We start from the raw sequence: 12092 nt of genomic DNA on the forward strand, positions 1-12092 counted from the left end.
TTAGTAGGAATACGAATAATAACGCGTCGCATTAACGAGCGAAACGCCGGAGCGACGATGCCGCGTTACGACTGGTGTGTCGGATCAGGCGCCGCCGCCGAGGAGCTGGGGCAGTCGCTTGGGGGGCTGATGTCGGAGGACGGCGAGGGGAGTGCGGTGGGATGGGCTCGGCGATTTCGCCCGGCGGGCTGCCGCTTCCGTGCGGCAGCAGGCGGACCTCAGAACTCCACGGCCAACTGCGCGACGAAGCTGTTGCCGCTGTCGCCGGTGCCGCCTTGGTTCTCGCTGTAGTCGCTGTCGTTGCGGTACTCGAAGGACAGCGCGGTGTTCTCAAGGATGCCGATGGACCAGCCGACGAGCCAGCTCTCCTTCGGCAGCCCCAGCGCCACCGCCTCTTCGGTGCCTTGGTAGGCGACCGCGGCGACGGTGTCCTTGCCGAAGGCAGGGAAGCTGTAGCCGAGCTCGACGTTCCACGCGGAGGGCTTGGCGCCCTTGTCCTTCCAGGCCAGGCTGTCGGCGTCGAAGTGGTCGGTGGCAGACAGGTACTCGCCGATCAGATTGAAGCGGCCGGCGACGACACCGAGGCTCACGGTCCAGCCGCCGGTGCGGTCGATCGCGTCCGTGCTGAAGGTGTCGGCGCGCGGATCTTCACCTTCCACGAGCTCGTCGAAGGCCGCGCTGCGGTTGTCGGACAGCGCGTCCTGCAGTCCGTCGGCGTCGCCGAGGTTGTTGATCCAGCCCGCGGCTAAGGCGACGCCGACGTCGTCCTGCTCCCAGGCATAGCCGAGGTTGGCGCCCCAGCTACTGATACGGTTGTCGCCGTTGAGCTTGGTGTCGCCGTTGAAACCGTAGACGCTGCCGCCGAAGCCCCCAAGGCCATCCACCTGGTACTCGAAGCCCACGAGGGCGGCCGTCTCGCGCGTCTCGCCGAGCTCGAGCGTCAAGGGGTCTGAGACCAAGTTGGTCTCGTAGACGCCGAAGGGCACGTAGATCTGGCCGCCGGTGAAGTACACGGGCGCCACGTCCGGGTTGTAGAGGGTGATGTAGGCGGTGTCGACATCAAGCTCGGTGTCGTCCTCCTCGTAGAGCAGCGAGGCGCCCACTTCGACCCAACTGCCGATCTGCGACATGATGCCGAGCTCAAAGGTGGCGAGCGCGAGGTCGGACTCGGACGGCGCGTCGAAGGGCTCGATGTAGCCCGCTTCCAGCTCGACGACGCCGGCGATTTCAATGTTCTCGAACCAGTTGCCGCCGCTCTGCTCCTTGTCGGCAAGCGCTGCCTCCAGCTCTTTGACGCGCTCCGGCGCGCCCTGAATGCGCTCTTCCTGCGCGCCAAGCTGCTCGCGCATGCGGGCGTTGTCGCGTTCCAGGGCTTCGACGCGCTGGTCGAGCGTCTGTGCCTCAGCGCCCGTTGTCACAGCCGCGACGCAGGCGAGCGCGACGGCGGCGGCGATGGGTCTGTTGTGCATGGGGTCGGTCTCCGGTTGGCGGCTTCATCCGAACGGATGAAGAGCAGTATGATAAATCGTCAAAAAGATATGATCCACGCGGCGCGGCGCGACGCGACGCGACGCGGCGCGCACGCCCGCCGGCCGGGCCGACCCGGTTCGTGCCGGGTCGTCGGCGCTTGGCGGTTGCATGCCGGGCGCTCGCAAGCGCGGGTCTGCAGGGTTGGCCCTAGAGCTCGCTCGCGTGGATCCAGAGCACGGCGTCCTGGGACAGCTCCTTGCCCTCGTGCTCCTTGGTCGGGCCTGAGCCCAGGCAGGCGAAGCCCCAGTGGCCCGGCCGCGGGATGCCGAACGTGAACATGCCGTTGTCATCAGTGATGGCGACGATGGCGCTGGGCGGCACGGGGCCCTTGGTCTCCTTGCTGAAGCTTTGGCCGGCGAGGTCAATGTCGGAATTGATGTACTCGATCTCACACTCCACGCCGGCTGCAGGCTTGCCCTCGCTGAGCAACTGGCCGGTGAAGGTGCCGCCGGCGAAGGCCTGATAAGGCTTCGTCAGCGGGACGATCTCGGTCGGCAGGCCAATGGGCTCGTTCCAGCCCGTGGGCATGGCGCCCTTGTTGACGATACTCTTCGTGATTTGCTGGATGTAGATGTCCTCGGCGCCCTCCATGTACGGTGCCGGCACGACGGCGAAGATGTAGTCACCGTTGCGCTTGATGCCATAGGTCGCGGTGTAGGCGTCCGCCTTGTCATCCCCGGGGCCGGACCATTTCACGGCCTCGAGCTTGTCCTTGAGGTCCGTCTTCTCGCCCTTGAAGACGACGAAGAACTCCTCGGGCTCACCCATGTTCATGGTGTGGCTGTTCTCCATCGGGTGGCCGAACGCCAACACCAGCGGGATGTCGCCTGGCTTCTCCAGCATGACCTCGGGCGTGTATAGCAGTTGGAAATGGGCCTGCGCGCCGCCGGCCAGGGTCGTTGCCGCCGCCGCGGCGATGAGGATGGATTGCTTCATGGGCGTTCTCCGTTGTTGTCGGGGTTGTTGTAAGCGCGGCGGGTGCCGCGTAGCGTGGGATCTCACGGTGCCCGCCCGGTTGGCGGCGGCTGGCCGGGCGCTGCGGGGGTTCGCTTGGTGTGCCGCGGCGTTATTCGACGATGTCCTTGCCGTCGATCTCTACCGCGTGACCGGGACCGGCGTCGAAGACGACCTTGTAGTCGCCGCTCGGCTTGTCGAACTCGAATTCGCTGTTCTCGCTCATCTCGCCCTCGATGATCGGGTTCCCCTTGCCGTCGAGGATGCGAATGCCGACGCCCGAGGCGGAGGAGCCGTCGGAGAAGCCGCCTTCGCAGAGCACCGTGCCGTCGCCCATGTCGTAGCAGGAGCAGAGCGGCGTGTGGGCGTAAACGGCGATGGGGCAGAGCAGGGCGGCGAGGGCGGCGTAGAGGGGGTATCTCAAGGCGGATCTCCTTTGTTAAGGGAATCAGGAGCATGCCGGCGCCGCTGGGGGCGCGGCACGGGTATGCCCCCAAAGGTTAAATGCCAATTCAGGGAATGTAAATAGCAAGTGTTCGTATTTACACAAAGTCCCTTGTGGGGTAAGGTGTTTGCGCGATTCGCCCCTTCGCAGCATCCAACCCCATGCCCGCTCCCGCACACAACGCCCAGAGCCTCCGCGCCATGTCCAATCTCCTACTGCGCCGGTCAGCCTCCGGCCTGCTCGATTCCGGCTCGGACCTCTGTTCGGGGCGGGTCGTCAGCGCCCTAGACGGCGCAGGCCAGCGCCGATGAAGACGCTCAACGATGTTCAGCCGGGCGGGCGCGTGCGCATCCGCCGGCACCTGTCCACGGGCGCCGTGCGCCAGCGGCTGCTGGACTTGGGCCTGATGCCGAACGTGCTGGTGACGGTCGTGCGCAGTGCGCCGCTCAATGACCCCATCGAGGTCAAGCTCGACGCATCCAACGTATCGCTGCGCCGCCGGGAGGCGCGCACCATCGAGGTCTCCGCGGAGGAAACCGATCATGTCTGAGCACGCATCGTCCGGACACCAGGGCGTGCTGGTGGCCCTGGCGGGCCAGCAGAACGCGGGTAAGTCCACACTGTTCAACGTGCTCACCGGGGCGCGTCAGCACGTGGCCAACTACCCCGGTGTGACCGTGGACAAGAAGTACGGCCAGTACGCCGATGACGCCGGTACGGTGCACACCGTGGACCTGCCCGGCACCTATAGCCTTACGTCCTTCTCACTGGAAGAGCGGGTGGCGCGGGAGTTTCTGCTCGACGAGCGCCCGGACGTGACCGTAAACGTCGTTGACGCCTCCAACCTTAGGCGCTCGCTGCACCTGACGCTGCAGTTGCTTGAGCTGGAGCTGCCGACGGTGCTCGCGCTCAACATGATGGACGTGGCCGAGAGCAACGGCGTGCGCATCGATAAGACGGCGCTCGCCGAGCGGCTGGGTCTGCCGGTGGTGGCCACCGTCGGGCGCAAGGGCGAGGGGCGCGAGCCGCTGCGGGCCGCCATCCGCGCCGAGGCGACGCGGCAGGCGGCCGCGCCGACGGCCCCGCCGCCGCCGGTGCGCTACGGCGCGCTGGAGCCGGCCATCGTGCAGCTCATCGCGCGCACGGCGCCGCAGGCGGGGCTGGACGGTGTGCCGCGGCGCTGGCTCGCGCTGCAACTGCTGCAGGGCGACGCGGCGGCGGCGCAAGTGTTGGAGAAGCGCCTCGGCAGCGAGCTCGCGGGCCCCATCCGCGAGGACGCCCGCCGGTTCATCGAGGCCTTCGAGAGCGCCGAGGGCATCGAGGTGTCCGACCATGTGGTCGCCTGCCGTGACCGCGTCGTCGAGACGCTGCTCGACGGTGCCGTGATCGGGGCCGACGACGGCCGACCGAGTGTCACCGACCGCATCGACCGCGTGGTGCTAAACCGCTGGGCGGCGCCGCTGTTCCTGGTGGCCACGGTGTTCGCGATCTATCAGGTGTCCATCGTCTGGGGCTACGAGCTGACCACGTACACATGGCCCTTTCTAGCGAAGCTGCGGGAGCTGATCGCCGGTGTGCTGCCGAGCGCGAATTTTTTGGTGGACCCCTACTCGCGCTCACTCGGGCTGTGGCTGGTGGACTCCGCGAACACGCTGCTCAACTATGTGCCGATCTTTCTGATCCTGTTCGCGGCCATCGCGATCATCGAGGACTCGGGCTATATGGCCCGCATCGCCTTCATCCTCGACAAGATCCTGCATCGCTTCGGCCTGCACGGGCAGAGCACGCTGCCCTTGATCCTCGGCGGCGTTTTCGCCGGCGGCTGCGCGGTGCCGGGCGTCATGGCCACCAAGGGCATCCCGGACACGCGCGCGCGCTTCGCGACGATTCTGACCGTGCCCTTCATGAACTGCCTGGCCAAGGTGCCGCTCTACACGCTCTTGCTCGGCATCTTCTTCGTCGAGCACAAGTCGCTGATGATGTTCTACATCTCCACGATGACCATCATCTTCGCGCTGCTCGTCGCGAAGCTGCTGACCAAGACGGTGCTGCGCGGCCAGGAGACCTCGCCCTTCGTCATGGAGCTGCCGCAATACCATCTGCCGACGGTCAGCGGCGTGCTGCGCCGGTCCTTCGAGCGCACCTGGCAGTACATCCAGAAGGTGGGCACCGTGGTGCTCGCCGTGGCCGTGGTGGTGTTCGCGCTGCTACACCTGCCGGGGCTGTCGGCGGAGAGCAAGGCCGGTTACGAGGAGCGGGGGCAGGCGGCCGTGGCGCAGTTCGAGGCCGCGCTCGCGGAAAACAGCTATCGCGACGTGGCCCTGGGCGACAATCTGGTCCCGCTCGTGAATTACTTCACCGACTACAAGCGCGCCAAGCTGAACGCCGCGGGGGCCGCGGCGTCACAGCGTGTCGCGGAGAAGTTTGAGACTCGCAATCCCGACTTCTATCCGCTGGTGAAGCCGCCGGCCGGGGACCGCGACGCGAAGCGCGCGTGGGGAGCGCTGCGCAAGCTCGCCGCCGCCCGCCAGACGCTGCGCCGGGAGATGCGTGAGGAGCGCATCACCACGTCTATCCTGGGCAGCATCGGCCGTGGGCTGGAGCCGGTGACGCAGTTCGCGGGCTTCGACTGGAAGATCAACGTCGCGCTCTTGTCGTCGTTCGCGGCGCGCGAGAGCAGTGTTGCGACCCTGGGCGTGCTGTTCCAGCAGGACGACGACCAAAACGCGACGCTGGAGGAGCGCATGGGCGCCGAGACCCGCGCCGGCGGCGCCACGGGGCTGCTCGCCGTATCCATGCTGCTGTTCTTTGCGCTGTATCCGCCATGCCTCGCGACCACGATCATGGTCAAGGTGCAGACCGGCTCCTACAAGTGGATGCTGTTTTCCATCGTCTTCCCGACCTTTCTTGGACTCGGCGTCGCGAGCGCCGTCTACAGCATCGGCACGGCAGCGGGTGCGAGCGGCATCACGGCGATGTCGGCGGTCTACTGGGGCGCCTTCGCGCTGCTGCTGCTGGTGGGACTGCTGAGCGAGCGCCAAGCTGGCCGGCGGCTGCGGGCGCGGCTGTCGCAGGCGGGGGCGGACGCTTGATGCGCGGTACGCGTTGCGCAAGCAAGGCGACGACAGTCGTGTGACTCCGGCCATCGACACCTGAGATTCCAACATGAACCAAGCCGATACCGACCACATGCAGACCGAGACGCAACCGCCACCGGCGGCGCCGGACATCAGCGCCGATACGGGCACGAACTGGGCGGACTGGGCCGTGGTCGCCGCGGTGCTCGCGGTGGCGCTCTGGTATCTCTATCGCAAGCTCTGGGCGAAGCGCGGCGGTTGCGGCGGCTGCGGGAAGGGCAGCGAATGCGCCGTGCGCCGCACGGCCGGCGCAGCGCCGCCACCGGGCAGCGTCGAGGTCAAGCTCGACCGCGGCAGCCCGGGGCGCTGATGTGCTGACCGCAGACCGGGCGTCGCGCGCAAGCGAGTCCGCGTCGAGCGACCTCGCAGGTGCGGCGCCCCCCGACAGGGGCGTCGCCGCCGCGCCCGCCATCGAGGTCCGCCACCTCGCGCACCGCTACGGCAGCCGCTGGATCTATCAGGACCTAAGTTTCTCGGTGCCGGAGGGGCGAGTCGTCGCGCTGCTCGGCAAGAACGGCGTCGGCAAGACGACGCTGATCCGGCTCTTGATGGGCTATCTGAAGCCCGTAGGCGGGCGCTGCCGCGTGCTCGGCGAGCCGTCCCACGCCCTGTCCCCGGCCACCCGTGCGCGCATCGGGCTCCTGTTCGAGGGGCATCTCGCCTACCCCTTCATGAGTATCGCGCAGGTCGAGCGCTTCTACGGGCCCTTCTATCCGCGCTGGCGCCGCGACCTCTTCGACGAGCTGGTGGACCGCCTGGAGCTGCCCCGTGACCACAAGATCGCGAACATGTCCTGCGGTCAGCGCTCGCAGGTGGTGTTGGGGCTGATCTTCGCCCAGGACCCGGACCTGATGATCCTGGACGACTACTCCATGGGTCTGGATGCGGGCTACCGGCGGCTGTTCCTGGACTATTTGAAGCGTTACCTGGATCAGGGCGGCAAGACCGTGTTCGTCACGTCGCATGTCGTGCAGGACATGGAATCGCTGGTGGATGACTTGATCTTTCTGCGGCGCGGGCGTGCGGCGCTGCAGATGCCGCTCGGGCATTTCCGCGAGCGCTTCCGCTGCTTCGCCTTTGCGCCGGACGACGGCATGGCGCCTGCGGCGGACGGCGTCATCGAGAGCGTCGACCTGCACGGACGCGAGCCACTGCTCTACAGCTTCGCATCGTCGGAGCAGCTCGCCGAGCACCTCGCGGAGCGCTGGCCGCGGGTGCGGCTCGGCGACGAGCAGCCGATGACGCTGGAGGACGCGTTCATTGGGTTGACGGGGAAATATTAACGGGAGGGCCGAGGAACCAGCGCCCGACGGAGTCGGCACACCCAGGCTTTCGACACCACGGCTGAAACCCATGCTGCGCGCGATCTTTCTCAAGGAATGGCTCAAGCTCCGCTGGTCCTTGTTCGGGCTGCTGCTATTGCATCTGTGCCTGCTCGGCTATCTGTGGCTCCGCCTGCGCCATCAGTTTCAGGTGGAGCACTCGGAGATGATCTGGTACTGGGTGTTCGAGCTGCGCCGGTTGCTCTACGACCAGCTCATGCTGCTGCCGGCGCTGACGGGCGTGGTCATCGCCGTGGCGCAGTTCGGCCCGGAGATGCTGGGCGGGCGCTTTCGCCTGTCGCTGCATTTGCCGGTGCGCGGCGACCTGCTGGTCTGGGCCTGGGTGGCCTTTGGCGCCGGCGTCGGGGCGCTGTTGGCGCTGCTGGATGTGGTGGGGCTGTACGGGCTGATCGGCCTGTTTTTTCCGCGCGAGGCGGCGGCAAGCGCCGTGCTGACGGCGCTGCCCTGGCTGCTCGGCGGCTGGGTGGCCTATGTCGGCACCACGCTGGTGCTGCTGGAGCCGGCCGCGGCGCGGCGGGTCGTGTATCTGGTGCTCGGGCTCGCCTTTCTGGCGCTCCTGTACCGGCACCGCGGCTACCAGGAGTACGACCGCATCCTGCCGGCGCTGATTGCGGCCTCACTGCTGCTGGTGCCCGCCGTGATCCTGCCTGCCCACCGTTATCGCCACCGGAGCTGACCCGCCATGACCGCCCACATTGCCCGCTGGTCGCTCATGCTGCTCGCCGTCTTCCTGCTGGCGGTGTGGTTGCCGCTTGCGAAGGAGCTGTTGTTCGGCTACCGCTATGGCAAGACGGACCTCTTCTACAGCCCGGTCATCGAGCGCTTTGTCTACACGGAGCTGCTGGGCGACGGGCATCAGTTTATCTACCGCGACGATGCCGGTAACGACTACACGCGCGAGGCCTTTGAGGCGCTGATCCCGTTTATCTACTACAAGAACATGGAGATCTGGGGCAGGCTGCCGCTTCTGATCCAAGGCCAAAGCTTCGATAAGGCCGCGATCCAGGCCGAGCGCCTGGTGCTGCAGCTCGACCCGGACGAGTTGCCCGGTCACACGCCGCGCATCGGGCTCTATCCGCTGTTGGAGTCCAATCCCGGCCGTGCCCGGCTCAGTTTTCCGGAGGACATCATGCGCCCCGGCGCCGCGCTGACCTTCATCGGCTCCGATGCGAATCGCGTGGACCCCGCGCTGACCCTGACCTTCACGGCGGCGCTACGCGAGGCCGGCTTCGCCTTCCCCGTGCGCGCGACCTTCGGGCGTGTGTCCATCCTGAAGGCCTTCGACGCCGGTTACTTCCTGGTCGATGCCGATGGCGGGCTGTTCCATCTCAAGCGGGTGGACGGTGCGCCCGCCGTCGCCCGGGTGGCGCTGCCCGAGGGCGTTGCGGTGCGCCATGTCAAGGTCGCCGAGAACCGGCGCGGCGAGCATCTCGGGCTCCTGCTCGCCACGGACGGCCGGTTGTTCCTGTTGGGCAAGCAGGACTACGTGCTGACGCCGCTGCCGCTGCCGGGCTACGATCCGGACCGCATGGAGGTCAAGATCCTGTTCAATCCGCTCCAGCGCACGGCGGTGTATTCCGACCACCGGGAGATCCGCGCCGTCGCCATGGACCGGGACTTCCGACCCATCGCCGAGTACGGCCGCGAGATGGCCATGGCCCGGCCGCGGCCGGTGGACCGGGTCTGGAGCGCGCTGTTGCCTTTCGAGCTAGTGCTGTCGGACCCGAACAGCCGCTATCTCCGCCTGGATCTCCGCCTGCATGGCCGGAGCGCCGCCATTGGCATCGCCGTCGCGCTGCTCGCGGCCTTGCTGCTGCTCCGCCGCCGCGGCCTGTCCTGGTTGGCGCTGCTGCCGTCCCTGGTGTTTGTGGCCGTGACGGGGCTCTACGGCCTCCTCGCGTTGCTGCTGTTTCCGCCGGAGCGGGCCTTGGGCGTCGAGCCGGAGCCTGCACACGCGCGAGCGCTGAGCCCCGCCCCGGCGGGTGACTGACCCGCCGGCCGTGGACGTGCTGAACCTCCTCGGCGGTGCCCGCAAGCAGCCGAGCGCCCCGGCGCTGCTGGTGGTGGGGGCACACCGCGAGGAGCGTGCCTTTGGCGAGGCGGTCGCCGCGCGCTTGCCGGGGGCGGGATTCGATGTGCTGCGCATCGAGCGCGGACTCTCCGGTCGCCGCCCGGGGCCTGAGGCGCTCGACGCCTATCGCCGCCGCCATCGCGCCCTCTATGAGCAGATCCTCGGCCACATCAGGCCGACCCACCACGTCGTGCTGGATCTGCACACCGGCTTCGATGAGTCGGGCCTGTGCGCGGAGGTGCTGTCGGCCGACCCCTTGCTGCTCGGCTGTATCGAGCGGGCCGGCTCAGCCGGCGTGGCGCCTGCGCTGGGCGTCAGCAGGCTGCGCGGCGTGCAGCTCGTCGCCGAGTGCCCGTTGGATGGCCGGCCGGATGCCACCGCCGGCACGTGCGCGCCGCGCGCCGGTTGGCCCCGGCTCAAGCCCGACATCCCGGCCGCCGTCTGGCACGTCGAGCATCCCCTCTACATCGGCGTCGAGATCTACCTGCCCGGCGCGCCCGGCACGGCGGGCATCGAGTTCGGCGCCGCCGTGGTCACCGCCGCCGCGCGCTGCGGGCTGAACCTCATGGCGACGCGGGAGCACACCGCCGTCCGCTGAGCTGGAGGCCGACACCTGCCGGTCGGCCCGCAGCCGGAGCGATTCGGCGTGGGGGCCTGATGGCTCGACGCTTTGCGAATAGGACTAATTCGCGATAGCATAACCGCACTTTCATTATCGTTAATCAAGCTGCGGGGCCATTCGCCATGCTCCAGATCAAACACCAGGTGCCCGGCAGGGTCCGCTTTCACGTCGAGAAGTCTCGTGCCGATGTTGGAGCGGCCGCCGTCGGGCTCGATGACCTTGCGGCGGTCCTGCGCCGGCAGCCGGGCGTCCGGCAGGTCAGGCTGAACAGCGCCTGCGGAAGCCTCGTGCTGCACTACGACCCGGCGCGCACCACGGCGGCGGCCCTGCGCGAGGCCGCGCTGGCGCGCCCGCCCGCGGTGGGCGCTGAGGGCATCGCGCGGCTGGTGCGCGGCTGGCGCTGGCTGTCGCCGGCGCCGGTCCTGCGCAAGCCCGTCGCGGGCTGTCGCCTGTGTCGGTTGCAACTGCGCATCGCGCGCTGGCTCACGCGCTCCACGCTGCGTTGTTGGTGGCAGGAGTGGCGCCGCGGCGGCGACCAGGCCAAGGCCCCGCGCCGTCTGCGCCCGCTGATCGGCACGGTGTCCGGCGGCACGCGGCGGCTGCCGGCGGCGGCTGACCCGCGGCGCCTCCGGTTGTCGCGCTCAACGCCTGTGCGGCTCGTCTTGCCCGCACCTGCCCGACATCAATCCCGGCTGCACGAGGCGGCTTGACCCCGGGGTGTCGATGCGGTTAACCTGCGAATGAGAATGATTCGCAAGCGTCTGCACCACGCCAACTGCCGGTGATTGGGTCGACAGCAGTCACCGCGGCCAGCTAAGTGTTTCTTCCCATTGCATGCATCGGCTCCGCCGATGCCGAGGAGACCCTGGCATGTCCGTTATCACGCTCTCGCCCGTTGCCAATGATCTGACCCACGCGCTGATCCCCGACACGTCGCCCGCAGCCTTCGGGCACAGCCACGCCAAGCCGCGGTCGCGCCGCGTCGCGCATGCAGTGCCGCAAACAGTCGGTGCCGACCTGCGCTTCAGCGGCCACTGGTTCGAGATCCTGTCTGATCTGACGCTGCTCGGGCGCGTCGGGCTTGATCTCGGCACCGACAACGTCCGCTTCCATCAGGAGTTGTCGCTGGCGGGGCTGCGCGTCGACGGCCCGCTCGCGACACTGTCCGGCCGGACGCATGCACTGCGGCTCCTGCTCGGGCGCTGCCATGCGCTGGCGGCGTCCCCGGCGCGCGATGCCCTTGAGCTGCAGGACGACCTGGGTCGGCCGCAGCTCAAGCTCACGGCCGCGATGGCAGAGGACGCGCGGCTCTGGACCATTGTGCTCGGCGGCATTTTCGGCGCGGCCGAGCGCGTGGTGCCGCTGTGCGAGCCGGCCAAGGCGCCTGCCCTGACAGCGCTGACCAGCCATCCCCTCGGCGTCATCCAGGCGCTGTGCGACGACACCGCCGACGCCCCCGGCTTTCGCGACACCGCCGAGCTCACGGGTCAGCTCGCGCTGGCGCCGGCGCGGCTGCATCGCGAGGCCGAGGCCGGCACCGCGAGCGCGATCGCCGTGGATCCGGCGCTCGTCCCCTGCGCCCTGCGCTCGCTGTGCGAGGAGATGCTGCCCATCGTCGTCACCGCCGGCTCGGATGCCCTGGTGCTGCGGCGCGCGGGGGCCTTCCATGCCTTCGACACGGAGGGGGGCCGAGCATGGATCAAGGGCGACGCGGCGCGCTTCGAGCTGGACCTCGCCGCCATCGACAGCGCCTGGGTCACGGGCCGGCGGGGCACATCGCGGGAGCTCCGGCTCTACGACGCCGACGGCCGCGCGCTGGCGGTGCTGGCGGCGGTGCCCTCCGCCTGCCGGGACAAGCCCGGCCCGAACTGCTGCGGCTGCGGCGGCGAGCCGCGCTTCTGGCGCTCCCTGATGAACGCGTTGACGAGCTGAGCCGGCCGGACGCGGTCAAGTCAGCGCGGCGCCCGGGTGGCGGCGCGGTTGCGCCGCC

Annotated in this window: 12 protein-coding genes; 9 read left to right on the plus strand and 3 right to left on the minus strand. The window is 68.5% G+C overall.

Features of this window, described 5'->3' with window-relative positions:
- Positions 1–218: 218 nt before the first annotated feature.
- From ML01_RS15320 to ML01_RS15330, 3 genes are all read right to left on the minus strand, one after another.
- Positions 219–1469, minus strand: coding sequence for an LbtU family siderophore porin (locus ML01_RS15320; protein ID WP_058556275.1), 1251 nt, complete (start codon positions 1467–1469; stop codon positions 219–221).
- A gap of 208 nt (positions 1470–1677) precedes the next feature.
- The gene (locus ML01_RS15325; protein WP_058556276.1) at positions 1678–2466 is read right to left on the minus strand and encodes a DUF4198 domain-containing protein; all 789 of its coding nucleotides are present in this window, start codon (positions 2464–2466) and stop codon (positions 1678–1680) included.
- Between the two features lie 130 nt (positions 2467–2596).
- Complete coding sequence (locus ML01_RS15330) at positions 2597–2908, minus strand: type 1 fimbrial protein (RefSeq protein ID WP_058556277.1); 312 nt, start codon at positions 2906–2908, stop codon at positions 2597–2599.
- Positions 2909–3236: 328 nt separating this feature from the next.
- Here ML01_RS15330 and ML01_RS15335 point away from each other — a divergent pair, with 328 nt between their 5' ends.
- The 9 genes from ML01_RS15335 to ML01_RS15375 all read left to right on the plus strand — a co-directional run bounded on the left by ML01_RS15335 (position 3237) and on the right by ML01_RS15375 (position 12034).
- On the plus strand, positions 3237–3479 hold the full coding sequence (locus tag ML01_RS15335; RefSeq protein ID WP_058556278.1) for a FeoA family protein: 243 nt from the start codon (positions 3237–3239) through the stop codon (positions 3477–3479).
- A complete protein-coding gene (feoB, locus tag ML01_RS15340; protein WP_058556279.1) occupies positions 3472–6021 on the plus strand; it encodes a ferrous iron transport protein B in 2550 nt (849 codons plus the stop codon). Before ML01_RS15335 ends, feoB begins: the two co-directional genes overlap by 8 nt.
- 73 nt (positions 6022–6094) lie before the next feature.
- Positions 6095–6376 (plus strand): FeoB-associated Cys-rich membrane protein, encoded by a 282-nt coding sequence (locus ML01_RS15345; protein WP_058556280.1) that lies wholly within the window; start codon positions 6095–6097, stop codon positions 6374–6376.
- 1 nt (position 6377) lies between these two features.
- Positions 6378–7349, plus strand: coding sequence for an ATP-binding cassette domain-containing protein (locus tag ML01_RS15350; protein WP_254045276.1), 972 nt, complete (start codon positions 6378–6380; stop codon positions 7347–7349).
- 70 nt (positions 7350–7419) lie between these two features.
- A complete protein-coding gene (locus tag ML01_RS15355) occupies positions 7420–8085 on the plus strand; it encodes a hypothetical protein (protein ID WP_058556281.1) in 666 nt (221 codons plus the stop codon).
- Positions 8086–8091: 6 nt separating this feature from the next.
- Entirely contained in the window at positions 8092–9399 is a 1308-nt protein-coding gene (locus ML01_RS15360; RefSeq protein WP_058556282.1) for a DUF4857 domain-containing protein, read from the plus strand.
- Positions 9392–10078 (plus strand): hypothetical protein, encoded by a 687-nt coding sequence (locus ML01_RS15365; RefSeq protein ID WP_156427748.1) that lies wholly within the window; start codon positions 9392–9394, stop codon positions 10076–10078. The genes ML01_RS15360 and ML01_RS15365 overlap by 8 nt, the downstream gene beginning before the upstream one ends.
- Before the next feature lie 146 nt (positions 10079–10224).
- On the plus strand, positions 10225–10812 hold the full coding sequence (locus ML01_RS15370; RefSeq protein WP_058556284.1) for a hypothetical protein: 588 nt from the start codon (positions 10225–10227) through the stop codon (positions 10810–10812).
- A 160-nt stretch (positions 10813–10972) separates the two neighbouring features.
- Entirely contained in the window at positions 10973–12034 is a 1062-nt protein-coding gene (locus ML01_RS15375; protein ID WP_058556285.1) for a hypothetical protein, read from the plus strand.
- Positions 12035–12092 lie beyond the last annotated feature (58 nt).

The organism is Thiohalocapsa sp. ML1, assembly GCF_001469165.1.
Lineage (GTDB): Bacteria > Pseudomonadota > Gammaproteobacteria > Chromatiales > Chromatiaceae > Thiohalocapsa.